General features: G+C 72.4%; 15 protein-coding genes and 1 riboswitch. Of the genes, 11 read left to right on the top strand and 4 right to left on the bottom strand.

Annotated elements, in window-relative coordinates; translation table 11 throughout:
- Window positions 1-78: 78 nt before the first annotated feature.
- The 4 genes from thyX (at window position 79) to PYR91_RS12420 (ending at window position 3,210) form a co-directional block, all read left to right on the top strand.
- A complete protein-coding gene (gene thyX, locus PYR91_RS12435) occupies window positions 79-789 on the top strand; it encodes an FAD-dependent thymidylate synthase (protein WP_279779794.1) in 711 nt (236 codons plus the stop codon).
- A 55-nt stretch (window positions 790-844) separates the two neighbouring features.
- Window positions 845-1,636, top strand: a complete 792-nt coding sequence (locus PYR91_RS12430; RefSeq protein ID WP_279779793.1) for a GNAT family N-acetyltransferase — start codon at window positions 845-847, stop codon at window positions 1,634-1,636.
- A 76-nt stretch (window positions 1,637-1,712) separates the two neighbouring features.
- Window positions 1,713-1,994, top strand: a complete 282-nt coding sequence (locus PYR91_RS12425; RefSeq protein WP_279779792.1) for a hypothetical protein — start codon at window positions 1,713-1,715, stop codon at window positions 1,992-1,994.
- A 70-nt stretch (window positions 1,995-2,064) separates the two neighbouring features.
- Entirely contained in the window at window positions 2,065-3,210 is a 1,146-nt protein-coding gene (locus PYR91_RS12420; RefSeq protein ID WP_279779791.1) for a winged helix DNA-binding domain-containing protein, read from the top strand.
- Between the two features lie 117 nt (window positions 3,211-3,327).
- Here PYR91_RS12420 and PYR91_RS12415 read toward each other — a convergent pair whose 3' ends face one another.
- Window positions 3,328-3,633: a hypothetical protein gene (locus tag PYR91_RS12415; protein WP_279779790.1), complete on the bottom strand. Its 306-nt coding sequence runs from the start codon at window positions 3,631-3,633 to the stop codon at window positions 3,328-3,330.
- A 292-nt stretch (window positions 3,634-3,925) separates the two neighbouring features.
- Window positions 3,926-5,047 carry a globin domain-containing protein gene (locus PYR91_RS12410; RefSeq protein WP_279779788.1) on the bottom strand — a complete coding sequence of 374 codons (1,122 nt, stop codon included), beginning with the start codon at window positions 5,045-5,047 and terminating at the stop codon, window positions 3,926-3,928.
- Window positions 5,048-5,590: 543 nt separating this feature from the next.
- Here PYR91_RS12410 and PYR91_RS12405 point away from each other — a divergent pair.
- Complete coding sequence (locus PYR91_RS12405; RefSeq protein WP_279779786.1) at window positions 5,591-6,277, top strand: gamma-glutamyl-gamma-aminobutyrate hydrolase family protein; 687 nt, start codon at window positions 5,591-5,593, stop codon at window positions 6,275-6,277.
- 16 nt (window positions 6,278-6,293) lie between these two features.
- Here PYR91_RS12405 and PYR91_RS12400 read toward each other — a convergent pair whose 3' ends face one another.
- Window positions 6,294-7,475: an acyl-CoA/acyl-ACP dehydrogenase gene (locus tag PYR91_RS12400; RefSeq protein WP_279779785.1), complete on the bottom strand. Its 1,182-nt coding sequence runs from the start codon at window positions 7,473-7,475 to the stop codon at window positions 6,294-6,296.
- A gap of 70 nt (window positions 7,476-7,545) precedes the next feature.
- Window positions 7,546-8,136 (bottom strand): methyltransferase domain-containing protein, encoded by a 591-nt coding sequence (locus tag PYR91_RS12395; RefSeq protein ID WP_279779784.1) that lies wholly within the window; start codon window positions 8,134-8,136, stop codon window positions 7,546-7,548.
- Window positions 8,137-8,356: 220 nt separating this feature from the next.
- Between PYR91_RS12395 and PYR91_RS12390 the strand changes: the two genes are divergently transcribed.
- From PYR91_RS12390 to PYR91_RS12365, 6 genes are all read left to right on the top strand, one after another.
- Entirely contained in the window at window positions 8,357-8,935 is a 579-nt protein-coding gene (locus tag PYR91_RS12390) for a CDP-alcohol phosphatidyltransferase family protein (RefSeq protein ID WP_279779783.1), read from the top strand.
- Between the two features lie 97 nt (window positions 8,936-9,032).
- Window positions 9,033-11,534, top strand: a complete 2,502-nt coding sequence (locus PYR91_RS12385; RefSeq protein ID WP_279779782.1) for a mannose-1-phosphate guanyltransferase — start codon at window positions 9,033-9,035, stop codon at window positions 11,532-11,534.
- A gap of 460 nt (window positions 11,535-11,994) precedes the next feature.
- Window positions 11,995-12,501, top strand: coding sequence for an FHA domain-containing protein (locus PYR91_RS12380; protein ID WP_279779781.1), 507 nt, complete (start codon window positions 11,995-11,997; stop codon window positions 12,499-12,501).
- A gap of 12 nt (window positions 12,502-12,513) precedes the next feature.
- Entirely contained in the window at window positions 12,514-13,182 is a 669-nt protein-coding gene (locus tag PYR91_RS12375) for a MerR family transcriptional regulator (protein WP_279779780.1), read from the top strand.
- A gap of 130 nt (window positions 13,183-13,312) precedes the next feature.
- Window positions 13,313-13,783 carry a bifunctional nuclease family protein gene (locus tag PYR91_RS12370; protein WP_279779779.1) on the top strand — a complete coding sequence of 157 codons (471 nt, stop codon included), beginning with the start codon at window positions 13,313-13,315 and terminating at the stop codon, window positions 13,781-13,783.
- Window positions 13,784-13,929: 146 nt separating this feature from the next.
- Entirely contained in the window at window positions 13,930-14,553 is a 624-nt protein-coding gene (locus PYR91_RS12365; protein ID WP_279779777.1) for a MerR family transcriptional regulator, read from the top strand.
- 59 nt (window positions 14,554-14,612) lie between these two features.
- A riboswitch (glycine riboswitch) is annotated at window positions 14,613-14,737 on the top strand.
- The last annotated feature ends 52 nt before the right edge of the window (window positions 14,738-14,789 follow it).

Raw genomic sequence — 14,789 nt, 5'->3', positions numbered from 1 at the left:
CCGGCGGGGGCCTTCCCTGGAGCCGCCGACGCACCCCCACTACGATGGGCGCGGTCTCAGACGAGGGGGAGCAGGGCGTTGAAATTCCAGAGTGACGTGAGCGTCGAGCTGGTCAGGCACAGCGCGGACGACTCCGACGTGGTGTGGGCGGCGCGCGTCTCCACCGCAGGCGAGCAGTCGCTGGAGGCGGTGAGCCAGGATCCGCAGCGGGCCCGCGGCCTGATCAACTACCTCATGCGCGACCGCCACGGCAGCCCGTTCGAGCACAACAGCATGACCTTCTTCGTCAGCGCCCCGATCATGGTCTTCCGCGAGTTCCACCGTCACCGTGTGGGCTGGTCCTACAACGAGGAGAGCGGCAGGTACCGCGAGCTCCAGCCCGTGTTCTACGTGCCCGGGCGCGAGCGCAAGCTCGTCCAGCAGGGCAAGCCGGGCCGGTACGAGTTCGTCGAGGGCGACGACGACCAGCACCGGCTGGTGGCCGAGGCGATGGAGCAGTCCTACCGGCGCTCCTACGAGGCCTACCAGAAGATGCTGGAGGCGGGGGTGGCGCGCGAGGTCGCCAGGGCGGTGCTGCCCGTCGGGCTGTTCTCCTCCATGTACGCCACCTGCAACGCCCGCTCGCTCATGCACTTCCTGTCCCTGCGCACCAAGGACGAGCGCGCCACCGTGCCGTCGTTCCCCCAGCGCGAGATCGAGATGGTCGCCGAGCGCATGGAGGCGATCTGGGCCGGGCTCATGCCGCTCACCCACGCCGCCTTCAACGCCGCGGGCCGCGTCGCCCCCTAGCGCCCGCCCGGCCGGCGGGCGCTCGACGCGCGCCGGGCCGGGGAGAGGAGCACACGTGTCCGCGCCGACGGCCGTGAGCGGCCCGCGGCTGGTGCGAGGCCTGCAGGAGAGGGCGGCCCGGGCTCTGCCGGCCGAGCACGTCGAGGACGCCCGGGGGTGGTGGCTGCGGCATGCCTCCGGCGCCGCGTGGTGGGCCGCGACCGTCCTGCCGCACGGTGAGGCCGGGCCGGCCGAGCTGCCCGGCAGGGTCGCCGGGGCCGAGCGGTTCTACGCGTGCCGCGGCGCCGCCGCGCGGTTCCAGATCAGCCCGGGCGCGTGCCCGCCGGGGCTCGACCCGCTCCTGGCCGAGCGCGGCTACCTCCGGCGCAGCCCGATGTCGTTGCGGACGGCGCCGGTCGAGCGGGTCGTGGCACGGGCACCTGCGGGCGCGCCCCGGGTCCTGGTGGACGAGCGCCCGACGCCTCCGTGGTTCGACGTCTGGCACGCCGTGCACGGCCACGGCGGCGACCCCCGTCTCGAGTGGGACATGCTCGCCCGGGTGGAGCGGCCGTGCGCCTACGCCCGAGTGGTGGCCGGGGCCGAGGTGCTCGCGGTGGGCCGCGCGGTCGCCGACACCGGCTGGGCCGGGGTGTTCGGCATGGCCACGCTCCCCGAGGCGCGCGGCGCGGGCGCGGCCCGCCAGGTGCTCGCCGCCCTGGCCGCCTGGGCCGGCGCGCACGGGGCCGGGCGCGTGTACCTGCAGGTCGAGCGGGGCAACATCGCGGCGCTCCGGCTGTACGAGCGCATGGGCTTCCGCGAGATCTGCGCCTACCACTACCGCATCGCCCCGGGCGCGGCGTCCCGCTAGGCCCACGCGACCCTTGCGGGGCTCCGTGATCTCCCTTTGAATGGTGGGCGTGACTCCGCCTCGGAGAGGACTCGCCATGGGTGCGCGCACGCGGGCGCTGGCGGCCGCGGCCGTCGCGGCGGCCGGCGTCGCGCTCGCCGCGGGCCCGGCGGCGGCCGCCCCGGCCGCGCGCGAGGCCGGCTCCACGAGCGTTCGCGCGATGGACTACCGGCAGTACCACGGCCACTATCCGACCAGGGCCCGGTGCGCCGCCGTGGGCGAGGAGTACCTGTGGCCGCGCCACCCGGGCGGAGCCGACGACTACGAATGCGTGGCCGCCGGCGGCGGCTGGGACCTGTACCTGATCTTCGGCTCCTGATCGGAGCGCCACCGAAGTCGTACGCCGATCCGGGGGACCCGCGATAGCCCGCTCAGACCGCTCCACGAAGGTGCCGCGCCTCACGTTCGCCGAGGTGTGCGCCCGTCGCCTCGAACGGCACGCGCTGAACGCCCCGGCCGGGGACGCCGGGCCCGCCGAGATCGCCGCCGCGATGGCCGGCGTGCACGCGCAGGTGATGCCGGCCGCGGAGCTGTCGGTCGGGCTCCGCCTGGCCGGGGCGACCCGCGCGGACGTCCGCCGGGCGCTGTGGAGCGACCACAGCCTGGTCAAGACCTTCGGCCCGCGCGGCACCGTCCACCTGCTCCCCGCCCGCGACCTGCCCCTGTGGGTGGCGGCGCTGTCGGCCGTCCCGCCGCCGCGCGTCGGCATGCCCGACGACGTGCGCATGACCCCCGAGCAGACCGAGGCGGTCGTCGCCGCCGTCGCCGACGCGCTGAAGGACTCCGAGCTCACCAACGAGGAGCTCGACCGGGCTGTGGTCGAGCGCACGGGGCCGTGGGCGGGCGAGCGGGTCATGCCCGCGTTCCAGGGGCAGTGGCCCCGATGGCGCCAGGCCGTCCACCTGGCCGGCGTGCGGGGGGCGCTGTGCTTCGGCCCGAACCGGGGACGCAAGGTCACCTACACCGGCCCCGCCCGGTTGCTGCCCGGCTTCGAGCCGGCCGGCACGCGGGCCGGCCTGGCGCACGTGCTGAGGAGCTACCTGCACGCGTACGGCCCGGCCACCCCCCGCCGGTTCGCGCACTGGCTGAACGCCCCGCCCGGCTGGGCCGAGGAGCTGTTCACGTCGCTGGAGGCCGAGCTGGAGCCGGTGGAGGTCGAGGGGACACGGGCGTGGGTGAGCGCCGGCGACACCGGCGTCCCGCCCGCCCCGCCCCGGGGCGTGCGGCTGCTGCCCTACTTCGACGGCTACGCCTACCGGGTGGGCAACCAGCCGCCCGAGCTGCTCTACCCCGGCCGTGCCGCCGAACGGGTGCTGCCGCGGAACTTCCAGGTGCTCCTGGTCGACGGCGTCGTCGCCGGGCTGTGGCACCAGCGCCGCTCCGGCCGCGTGATCGCCATCACGGTGGAGCCGGTGGTCAGGGCCACCGCCGCCCTGCGCAGGGAGATCGACCGGCAGGCGGGCCGCGTCGGGGAGATCATGGAGGGCCGCGCGGAGGCCGTCATCGGCGAGGTCACCGTGGGCGGCCACGCCTAGCCGTGCCACTGTGGGCGGCCACGCCCGGCCGGGTCACCGTGGGCGGTCACGCGTGGCCGGGTCACAGCGGGTGGTCAGGCGTGGTCGGGTCACCGTGGGCGGTCACGCGCGGCCGGGTCACAGCGCGGGCATGACGTAGACCTCGGCTCCGGGGGGCAGCGCGCAGGCCAGGCCGCCCAGGCGCCGGGCGTTCTCCCCGCACACGAACATGTTGATGTGCCGGCGGATGCCGCCGTGCTCGTCGCACAGGCGTCGTCCGAGCTTCGGGTGGGTGCGGCGCAGGGTGTGCAGGGCGGCGCCGAGGGTGGGGTGGCTCTCGGCGTCGTCCGCGACGGCGAAGACGCGGACCTCGGTCGCCCCGCTGCCCCAGTGCCCGAGCATGACGGGCAGCACGAACGTCACGAGTGTGACCGGTTTGGCCATGGGAGTCAGCGCGCTCCCGCGGCGCAGGGCCGCGCCGGGGCGACCTCGGAGTTGGGTGGCCTGGTGCCGGAGGCGAGCAGGATGCCCCGCATGTTCGCCCTTCCTTTCGGTGTCGGACCGGCACGCCCGTCCCCCCGGCTCGGCGTGGTCGCTGCGGATCAACATGTTGGGTCGCTGTGCGCGGAACGGCATCATCGTGTCACGTTGGCGGGGGGACCGCCGGACTCCACAGGATTTGCGTGATCAGTTCGCCCGGATCGTCCTGCGATATCTGGTTGGCCGAAGCCCGGGCCTACTCCTCGGCCCGGATCGCGTCCCGGTGGATCCGTGCCGGCGGGACCCCGTCGCCACGCAGGAGGCGCACGGTCTCGTCGACCATCGCGTCCGGGCCGCAGACGTAGACCTCGTGCTCGGTCCAGGAGTGGAAGCGCTGGACGACGCCGGGCAGCGTCCCGCGCAGGCCGTCGTAGGCGGGCTCCTCGGACACCACCGGGACCACCCTGAGCCAGGGGAAGGCGGCCTCCATGCGGATGAGGTCGGCCAGGTCGTACAGCTCGGCCGCGGTGCGGGCCCCGAACAGCAGGTGGATGTTGGGGCGGCGGCCCGAGGCGATGACGTGCTCGACGACGGCCTTGATCGGGGCGAGGCCGGTGCCGCCGGCGACGCAGAGGATGTCGCGCGGGTTGTCCTCCCCCGGAGGGACCATGGTGCCGACCGGCGGGCCGAGGAGCACGGTGTCGCCGATCCGGGTGTGCGAGACCAGCGCCGTGCTGACCCAGCCGCCGCCGACGGCCCGCACGTGCAGCCTGACCCTGTTGTCCGGGCGCGGGGCGTTGGCGATGGAGTAGGTGCGCCAGACCCTCGGCCAGCGCGCGCTCTGCACGCTGACGTACTGGCCGGCGGTGAACTCCATGGGCGCGCCCGGGCGCAGCGTGATCACCGCGATGCCGGGCGTGCGGAGCTCGTGGTCCACGACCTCGGCCGGCCACCAGGCGGGCGAGACCCCGGCGTCGGCCTCGGCGGCGTCGATCATCAGGTTGGCCGCGGCCGTGTAGGCGGCGACCCAGGCGGCCTCGACCTCGGCGTCCCAGGTGTCGGCGCTGAAGCGCCTGACCGTCGCCAGCAGCGCGTTGCCCACCGCGGTGTAGTGCTCGGCGACGACCCCGTACTTGCGGTGGTCCCTGCCGAGCTGGCCCAGGTAGGCGCCCAGGCCGTCGGGGCTGTCCAGGCTCCAGACGATGCGGGTCAGCGCCCGGAACAGGCGCTCGCGCTGCACGTCCATGGCGGGCGGGAACATGCCGCGAAGGTGAGGGCTCTCGGCGAACAGCCGCCCGTAGAAGTAGGCGGCCGCCTTGCCCATGACGGGCTGGATCGACGAGAAGGATTCCTTGATGAGACGCGGATTCAACGACATTTGGCGACGCCACCTTAGCGATCGGAATGGTTTCCGATCTCGTTGTGCACCTCCCTGACGGTCCGGGTTGAGAGCGTCCGGCGGCCCCGGCGCGACCGATCGCTCGAAATGGAGTCTTCCATTCCCCCTTGAGCCTCACAACCGTTTCACCACAAGGTGCGGGGAAAGCGAACTGTTAGTAGTGGATCCGTGATTTTCGGTGATAGGGATCAGGAAGGTGCCCACGGCTTAAGTGAATAAAAGTCGCGTTCGTTCATCTTGGTGGCCATAAACCTGTGGTGACCTCCCCGTAATAGCCGCCGCGCGGCAAATCCCGGAAGCGTGGCCGCCCGGCTCCCCGCCTGGCGCGGGCGCGGGACGCCCGCCCGGGGGCGGGGGGGCGGGGTGGTACGGATGGGGTGGATGTGGGGCAAGAGACGTGACTGATACCGGGATACGTGACATGCCGGATTTGGAGGTACGCCATGATGGGCTTGCCACTGAATGGGCTGGGTGCCGTCGTGACAAAGGCGGTACGACCACGCGCGAGCCCCTGGAGATCGCATGTCCCGACCGTTGATCGGTATCACCACCTACTTCGACGCGGCCCGCTGGGGCACCTGGGTCCGTGAGGCGCTGATCTCGCCCCCCGCGTACGCGAAGGCGGTGGACAGGGCCGGAGGCGCCCCCGTGCTGGTGCCGCCGCTGAGCCTGGGAGCGGTCGCCGGGTACGTGCGTGGACTGTCCGGGTTGATCGTGGCCGGGGGTGTGGAGGTCGATCCCGCCGCCTACGGCGAGGAGCGGCACGAGAGGGTCGAGGAGCCGCAGCCCCAGCGTGACCGCTTCGAGCTGGCCCTGGTGAAGGCGGCCGTCGAGGCGGGCGTGCCGGTGCTCGGCGTGGCCCGCGGCATGCACGTGATCAACGTCGCCCAGGGCGGCACGCTGATCCCGTGGCTGCCCGAGGCGGTGCACCACGAGCGGCACGCCGCCGGGGAGGCGCACGTCATCCAGATCAGCGTGTCGAGCAAGGTCGGCAAGGCGGTGGGCGACCGCATCGAGGTCGTCACCCCGCACCACCAGGCCCCCCGTCGCCTCGGCGAGGGCCTGATCGCGGTCGCCTGGGCCGACGACCAGATCATCGAGGGCGTGGAGCTCCAGGGTCACCCGTTCTGCGTGGGCGTCCAGTGGCACCCGGAGCGCGGCGGCGACAACCGGCTCGTGGACGCCCTGGTGGAGGCCGCCATCCCGTGAGCCCGGCCCCGGGCGGTCAGAAGCTGCGCGGCAGGCCGAGGACCTGGGTGGCGAGGTGGTTGAGCAGCAGTTCCTCGGTGACCGGCGCCACCCTGCCGATGCGCGCGTCGGCGAGCAGCCGGGCGATCGGGTACTCCAGCGAGTAGGCCATGCCGCCGTAGGTCTGGAAGGCGCGGTCGGCCGCCTCCCACGCCGCCTCCGAGGCGGTCAGCTTGGCGATGTTCGCCTCCGTGCCGCAGGGCAGGCCGCGGTCGAACAGCCAGGCCGCCTTGTACAGCATGAGCCGCGCCAGCTCGATCTTCGCCTTGACCCGCGCCAGCGGGAAGGCCACGGCCTGGTTGGCGCCGATCGGCCGGCCGAAGACCTCGCGCTCCTTGGCGTAGGCGACCGCGAGCCGCAGCGCGACCTCGGCGCCGCCCAGGGCGGAGGCGCCGAGCAGGACGCGCTCGGGGTTGAGCACGTCCCACAGCACGGCCGCGCCCTTGTCGACCTCGCCGAGCACGCTCGTGGCCGGCACCCGCAGGTCGTCGACGAAGACGGTGTTCGACGGGGTGGTGTTGGCGCCCATCTTCGGGATGGGGCGGTAGGACAGCCGCCCGGCGGCGACCGCCTCGGGCACGTCGACCAGGAACACCGTGAGCCCGTTGGTGCGCGGCCTGGCCTCGGCCGCCGGGATGGTGCGCGTCACCAGCAGCATCCAGGTGGCCCGCTGCACGCCGGTGATCCACACCTTCTGGCCGTTGATCACGTACTCGTCGCCGTCGCGGCGGGCGAAGGTGGAGATGGCCAGGGAGTTGGACCCGGCGTCGGGCTCGGTCAGCGCGAAGCAGGTCTCGACCTCGCCCGCGGCCAGCCGCGGCAGCAGTTCGGCCCGCTGCGCCGCCGACCCGTGCCGGGCGACGGTCATCGCGCCGAAGCCGGGCGTCAGCACGTAGGTGAACGCCGACCCTCCGGCCGCGCCGGACGCCGCGAGCGTCTCGGTGGCCACGGCCAGCTCCAGCAGGCCCTGGCCGCCCCCTCCGTACTCCTCGGGGACCGCCAGGCCCAGCCAGCCGCCCTTGGCCAGCTCCGACCAGACCTCCTCCGGCCAGCGCTTCTCGGTCTCGCAGCGCTGCCAGTAGTCCATGTCGAAGCGTGAGCAGATGTCCCCGACGCCGCGCTGGACCTCGCGGGCCGTCTCCGGGAGCGTGAAGTCCACCGTGATCACTCCGTTCCGTCGCGCGCCATGCTAGGGCAGCGCCCGATCGGCGGGCGAGGCGCGCCCAGCCTCAGGGGCGCGGCCGGCGGGCGTTGTAGACGAAGGCCGGGGGCACGTTGCCCCACACGGTGCGGCCGGCGACGACCTCCTCGAACAGGTCCGACAGGCGGCGCCGGAAGCGCACGGCCGGGGGCAGGGTGCGCGCGTGGACGTAGGCGAACGTGGTGAAGGCCCCCTGCGGCGCCAGGACGCCGATGATCGCCCGCAGCAGCCGCTCCTGCAGCTCCGAGGGGAAGGCGGCCCAGGGCAGGCCGCTCACCACCACGTCGGCCCGCTCCAGGCCGTGCCGGGCGAGGATCTGCGGCAGCTTGGCGGCGTCGTCCACGACCACCTTGGCGCCCGGGTGCCGGTCCGACAGCAGCGTGGCCAGCCGGGGGTTGATCTCGACGGCCAGGTGGTGCCCGCGCCCGCCGAGTCGGCGCTGGATCTCCCCGGTGAACACCCCGGTCCCCGGGCCCAGCTCCACCACGACCGGGTCGCCGCGCTCGGGCACCGGGGCGCAGATCGCCCTGGCCAGGCGGAGCGAGCTCGGGGCGACCGCTCCGGTGGTGCCGGGCGATCGCACGAACTGCCCGAAGAAGAGTGCTGTGTCGTTGGCCATGGCGCTGACATTAAATGACAAAACGGTCTACTCGCTTCCACCCTGGGTCGGATCTCCGGCTCCCAGGAGGATGCCACCTCCGTCCGGGCGGCCCGGCGCGGAAGGCGCGGACCGGCCTCGCCGCGCCGTCCCACGAGCCCCGCGTCCCGCCGCGCGGACCGCTCCGCCGCGCGGAGCCGTACACGGGTAGGGTCGGCATCAAGTTCACGAGGGGGGTCATGTGAAGTCCGCGGAGGACCGGATCTGGACGATTCCGAACGCCCTGAGCATGGCGCGCCTGCTCGGCGTCCCGGTGTTCCTCTGGCTGGTGCTGGGGCCCAAGGCCGACGGATGGGCCCTGCTCCTCCTCATGACGGCCGGCTTCTCCGACTGGCTCGACGGGAAGCTCGCCCGGGCGTGGAACCAGACGAGCAGGCTCGGCAGGCTGCTCGACCCGCTGGCCGACCGGCTCTACATCCTGGCCACGCTGATCGGCCTGACCCTGCGGGAGGTCATCCCCTGGTGGCTGACCGCCCTGATCGTCGCCAGAGACGTCCTGCTGCTGGCGGGCGTGCCCGTCCTGCGCCGGCACGGCTTCGGCTCCGCGCTGCCGGTCCACTTCCTCGGCAAGGCCGCGACCGCGAACATCCTCTACGCCTTCCCGCTGCTCTTCCTGGCCTCCCACGCCGGCTGGTACGCCGAGCCGGCGCGGATCCTGGGATGGGCCTTTGCCATCTGGGGAACAGGTCTGTATTGGTGGGCGGGGGCGCTGTACGTGGTTCAGGGGCGCAGGCTCATCGGAGGGGCGAGCCGGGCATGATCGATCGGGGGGCCCGCCCCGGCGGGCCCCGCGGTGGTGACCGCCTGGGCGAGCGTGACCGTGTGCCCACCGTGACGCGACATCCGGAGGGTGATCAGTGAAGGCCGTCGTGATGGCCGGCGGTGAGGGGACTCGGCTGCGGCCGATGACCGCCAACCAGCCAAAACCCCTGCTCCCCGTCGTCAACCGGCCGATCATGGAACACGTGCTGCGCCTGCTGCGGCGGCACGGGTTCACCGAGACCGTCGTCACCGTGCACTTCCTGGCCGCGCTGGTGCGCAACTACTTCGGCGACGGCGACGAGCTCGGCATGAGCCTGCACTACGCGACCGAGGAGATCCCGCTCGGCACCGCCGGGAGCGTGAAGAACGCCGCCGACAAGCTGCGCGACGAGCGCTTCCTGGTGATCTCCGGCGACGCGCTCACCGACATCGACCTGACCGACATGATCAGGTTCCACGAGGAGAACGGCTCGATGGTGACCATCGGCCTGAAGAGGGTGCCCAACCCGCTGGAGTTCGGCATCATCATCGTCGACGAGCAGGGCCGGGTGCAGCGTTTCCTGGAGAAGCCCACCTGGGGCCAGGTCTTCTCCGACACGGCCAACACCGGCGTCTACGTCATGGAGCCCGAGGTCCTCGACGAGGTCGCCCCCGGGGTGCCCGTCGACTGGTCGGCCGACGTGTTCCCCAAGCTGCTGGCGCGCGGCGCCCCGCTGTACGGCTACGTCACCGACTGCTACTGGGAGGACGTCGGCACCCACGAGAGCTACCTGAAGGCCCAGGCCGACGCCCTGGAGGGGCGCGTGCGGCTGGACGCCGACGGCTTCGAGCTCTCGCCCGGCGTGTGGGTCGCCGAGGGCGCCTCCGTCGACCCCGACGCCGTGCTGAAGGGCCCGGTGTACATCGGCGGGTACGCCAAGGTCGAGGCGGGCGCGGAGCTGCGCGAGTACACCGTGCTCGGCGACAACGTGGTGGTGAAGGAGGGGGCGTTCCTGCACCGCGCCGTCGTCCACGACAACGTCTACGTCGGCCCGAGCGCCCACCTGCGCGGCTGCGTGATCGGCAAGAACACCGACGTGATGACCGGCGCGCGCGTCGAGGAGAACGCGATCGTCGGCGACGAGTGCGTGATCGAGGCCGAGGCCTACGTCTCCTCCGGCGTCAAGATCTACCCCTTCAAGACGATCGAGGCGGGCGCGGTCGTCAACACCAGCGTGATCTGGGAGTCGCGCGGCCAGCGCAGCCTGTTCGGGCCACGCGGCGTGTCGGGCCTGGTCAACGTCGAGATCACCCCCGAGTTGTGCGTGCGTCTGGCCAGCGCGTACGCCACGACGCTCAAGAAGGGCTCCTCGGTCATCACCTCCCGCGACTCCTCGCGGGCGGCCAGGGCGCTCAAGCGCGCGGTCATCAGCGCGCTCACCGCCAGCGCCATCAACGTGCTCGACCTGGAGGCCGCCCCGCTGCCCGTGGCGCGCTTCCACACCGCCCGGGAGACCGCCTCGGGCGGCATCGCGCTGCGCACCACCCCCGGCGACCCGCAGAGCGTCGACATCATCTTCATGGACGAGAACGGCGCCGACCTCTCCCAGGGCGCCCAGCGCAAGCTCGAACGGGTCTTCTCCCGCCAGGAGTTCCGCCGCGCCTTCCCCGGCGAGATCGCCGAGCTGAGCTTCCCCGCCAGGGCCGTCGAGTCCTACGTGCGCGAGCTGCTGCGCTGCGTCGACATGTCCGGGGTGCGTGACGCCGAGATGAAGGTCGTCATCGACTGCGCCGGGGGCACCTCCGCCCTGGTGCTGCCCAGCCTGCTCGGGCGGGTGGGCGTCGACGTGCTCACCGTCAACAACCGCCTGGACGACGCCTCGCCGACCGAGACGCTGGCCGAGCGGCGCCGCGACCTGCAGCGCCTGGCCGAGCTCGTCGGGTCCTCCAGGGCCGCCTTCGGCGTCCGCTTCGACCCGGTGGGGGAGCGCATCTCCCTGGTCGACGAGATGGGCCAGCTCATCAGCGAGGAGCGCGCGCAGCTCGTGGTGCTCGACCTGGTGGCCGCCGAGCGCCAGGGCGGCCGGGTGGCGCTGCCGGTGACCACCACCCGGGTGGCCGAGCAGGTGTGCCGGTTCCACGGGGCGCAGGTGCACTGGACCTCCACGGCCCTGGACGCGCTGACCTCCGCGGCGGCCGACCCCGACCTCATCTTCGCGGCCGACGGGCGCGGCGGCTTCATCGTCCCGGAGTTCGCGCCCACGATGGACGGCCTGGCGGCGTTCCTTCGCATCCTGGGCCTGGTCGCCCGCACGCGGCTGTCGCTCAGCCAGATCGACGCGCGCATCCCTCAGGCCAAGATGCTCAAGCGCACCGTCCCGACGCCCTGGGCGGCCAAGGGGGCCGTCATGCGGTCGATCGTGGAGGCCGCCGACGGCTACGACCTGGACACCACCGACGGCGTGCGGGTCGTCGAGGAGGACGGAGGCTGGGCGCTCATCCTGCCCGACCCCGCCGAGGCCGTGACCCACCTGTGGGCCGAGGCCGACGACCTCGACGGCGCCCAGGCCCTGCTGGAACGCTGGGCCCGCGTCGTGGAGCACGCGGTCGGCACCTGAGGCGGCCGCCGCGGCCGGCGCCCCCGGCCGCGGCACCGTTGCGATCTACATCGTAAAGGCGGCGGGACGGCATCCATCCGGTCACGACGGCGACCGGGTTCGGCCCGAAAATACCTCGTTCGGTACTAAAAGGGGTTGTTCCGGGAGCAACCAAACGGCGCGCCGGATGGACCGGAGGGCGGCGCGGGCGGTAGCTTTGGACCGGCGCGGCGAGCCGAGTCGAAGTCACCCAGGGGCGAGCGCCGTCATCCAGAACGCGCGAGCCCCCGCGGCGACGACCCAGACGAGCCCGTCCGCTAGCATGTCCGAAACCGTGAGCCTGACCTCGTCTTGACCTTTGCGACTCGTGCAGCGTAAGTTGCGGCATTCGCAGTTTGAGCAATCATGAGAAGCGAAGCACCGAGGCACGCCGCACCGAGCACCGTCGCCGCGACTTCGCGGTAGGAGGCCGAGCCGATCGATGCCGAGCGTCTACTGCACGCAGTGCGGTCATGCCAACCCTGACGACGCCCGTTTCTGCTCGCGCTGCGGGTCGCCGTTGAGCCGTGCCGAGAACACCCCGGGGGACACCACCTCCACGATCTCCCTCAGCGGCATCGAGGCGATGGACGGCGAGACGGCGACGGGTCAGACGCTTATCCCCGATCGCGCGGCGGTCGAGCAGCTTCCCCCGGGAACGGCTCTGCTCGTCGTCATGCGCGGGCCGAACGCCGGGAGCCGGTTCCTGCTCGACAGCGAGCTGACCACGGCGGGCCGCCACCCCGAGAGCGACATCTTCCTCGACGACGTGACGGTGTCGCGGCGCCACGCCGAGTTCTTCCGGCAGGGCGACTACTTCACCGCCCGGGACGTCGGCAGCCTCAACGGCACCTACGTGAACCGGGAGCGCATCGAGGAGCTTCCGCTGTCGGGCGGCGACGAGGTCCAGATCGGCAAATTCCGGCTGGTGTTCCTCACGCGTGGGTGAACGGGAGCGGTGATGAGCGCGCAGGCCGCCAGGGCGTTCATGAACATCGGTGAGGTCCTCGAGGTCCTGCGCGCCGACTTTCCCGACGTCACCGTCTCCAAGATCCGGTTCCTGGAGGGCGAGGGGCTCATCGAGCCCCAGCGCTCCCCGTCGGGGTACCGCAAGTTCACCCGGGACGACGTGGAGCGCCTGCGGTACATCCTCACCGCGCAGCGCGACCGCTACCTCCCGCTGCGCGTGATCAAGGACCACCTCGACACCGAGGCCGACGCCGCGGCGCCCGGGCCGCGGGCGGTCGAGGCGCAGGTTCAGGAGGTCCGCCTCAGCCGCGCCGAGCTGCTCCAGGCCGCCGGGCTCGACGAGGAGACCCTCGCCGAGCTCGAGGACTACGGCCTGGTGGCCCCGGTGGCCCGGCGGTACGACGCCGAGGCGCTGACCGTGGCCAGGGCCTCCGGGGCCCTGGCGCGGTTCGGGCTCCACCCGCGCCATCTGCGGGTGCTGAGGGCCGCCGCCGAGCGCGAGGCGGGGCTCGTGGAACAAGCTGTGGCACCCCTATTGCGAAGGCGCGCTCCCGGGGCCGCGGAGGCCGCCGAGGAGGCCGCACGCGAGCTGTCCGCCCTGCTGCTCGAACTGCACACCGCCCTGGTACAAGGCGGTCTGCGGGGCATTCTGGGCCGCTGACGGAGGCGCCCGGACATTTCAGCGTGCGGGGATGTTACGTTGAATTTTGCGGCGATGGTCACGCCGCAGCCGTGAGCCGCCCGGGAGCAGGCCCGAAGCGGGCCGGCCGCCCAACGAGACGGAGCCGCCTGTGTTGCAGATGGAGGTCGTGGGGGTCCGCGTCGAGATGCCCTCCAACCAGCCCATCGTCCTGCTCAAGGAGGCGAAGGGTGAGCGTTATCTGCCGATCTGGATTGGGATGACCGAGGCCACGGCCATCGCTCTGGCACAGGCGGACGAGCCGCCGCCACGGCCGCTCACCCACGACTTGTTCAAGGACGTGATCGAAGCTCTCGGCGTGCGGTTGCAGACGGTCAACATCGTGGCGCTGCGCGACGGGATCTTCTTCGCCGACCTGGTGTTCTCCAACGGGGTCGAGGTGAGCGCGCGGCCGTCCGACTCCATCGCGCTCGCCCTGCGCACCGGCGCCGGCATCTTCGCCAGCGAGGACGTCGTGCGGGAGGCCGGCGTCATCATCCCCGACGACCAGGAGGACGAGGTCGAGAAGTTCCGGGAGTTCCTCGACACCATCACACCTGAGGACTTCGGGCGTGCCGGTTAGTCAAAACGGGCATTTACGCTTCACGACGCGCCGGGCGGGATCGTTGACTGAGCATCCCGCCGGTCCTACGGTGCAAGGGAACCCACGGTTGTAATTCACGAACCCCCAGATCAGACCGTGGGATGAGAGAAAGCCGGAGGTCCGCAGTGGCGGTCAGCAGCGGCGAGGGAAATACGGCAGGCCAGCATGACGCGGCCCAGCGCCGGTCGGCGCGGGACCGCGCGGGAGAGCAGGGCCTGCTGTTCGAGGAGCGGCCGGGGTCGCTGCCCGCCGACGTGGGATACCGCGGCCCGACGGCGTGCTCGGCCGCGGGCATCACCTACCGCCAGCTCGACTACTGGGCCAGGACCCAGCTCGTCGAGCCGTCGGTGCGGGCCGCGCAGGGCTCGGGCTCCCAGCGCCTCTACAGCTTCCGCGACATCCTGGTCCTGAAGGTGGTCAAGCGCCTGCTGGACACCGGAGTGTCGCTCCAGCAGATACGCACCGCCGTCCAGCACCTGCGCGAGCGGGGTGTCAACGACCTCGCGCAGATCACGTTGATGAGCGACGGCGTGAGCGTCTACGAGTGCACCTCGGCCGACGAGGTGATCGATCTCCTCGAAGGCGGCCAGGGCGTGTTCGGCATCGCCCTCGGCGGCGTCTGGCGCGAGGTCGAGGGGTCCCTGGCGGAGCTGCCGGGGGAACGCGCGGAGCCGGCCGAACGCGACTCCCAGGAGGAGCACCCGGGCGACGAGCTGGCTCAGCGTAGACGCGCCCGGCGCACCGGATGAGGGTGGGGTAGGGGTAGTTCCCCACGTCAGGCGGGACGGTACGATTGGCGGGTAGCTGAAGACCCTGTGCGGGAGAGTCCCGGGCACGGGCCGGTACCACGTTCCGCGGGGCACCGGCCGGTGATCGGGCGCCGAAGGAGCAACCTCCCCGGAATCTCTCAGGCCCACGTACCGCACGGACGAGGCCACTCTGGAAAGTAGGCATGCCCGCCAGGCCTGCCTCACCGACGGTGCAA

Source organism: Sphaerisporangium sp. TRM90804 (genome assembly GCF_029846175.1).
GTDB lineage: Bacteria > Actinomycetota > Actinomycetes > Streptosporangiales > Streptosporangiaceae > Sphaerisporangium.
The sequence above is the reverse complement of the archived record's forward strand: the minus strand, read 5'-3'. Positions and strand labels throughout refer to the sequence as shown.

What these genes read in the sequence shown, in the direction of transcription:
- PYR91_RS12410 (WP_279779788.1), bottom strand. Translation starts at nt 5,047, where the DNA reads ATGTCGTTGAATCCGCGTCTCATCAAGGAATCCTTCTCGTCGATCCAG.
- PYR91_RS12425 (WP_279779792.1), top strand. Translation starts at nt 1,713, where the DNA reads ATGGGTGCGCGCACGCGGGCGCTGGCGGCCGCGGCCGTCGCGGCGGCC.
- PYR91_RS12415 (WP_279779790.1), bottom strand. Translation starts at nt 3,633, where the DNA reads ATGGCCAAACCGGTCACACTCGTGACGTTCGTGCTGCCCGTCATGCTC.
- PYR91_RS12405 (WP_279779786.1), top strand. Translation starts at nt 5,591, where the DNA reads ATGTCCCGACCGTTGATCGGTATCACCACCTACTTCGACGCGGCCCGC.
- PYR91_RS12380 (WP_279779781.1), top strand. Translation starts at nt 11,995, where the DNA reads ATGCCGAGCGTCTACTGCACGCAGTGCGGTCATGCCAACCCTGACGAC.
- PYR91_RS12375 (WP_279779780.1), top strand. Translation starts at nt 12,514, where the DNA reads ATGAGCGCGCAGGCCGCCAGGGCGTTCATGAACATCGGTGAGGTCCTC.
- PYR91_RS12395 (WP_279779784.1), bottom strand. Translation starts at nt 8,136, where the DNA reads ATGGCCAACGACACAGCACTCTTCTTCGGGCAGTTCGTGCGATCGCCC.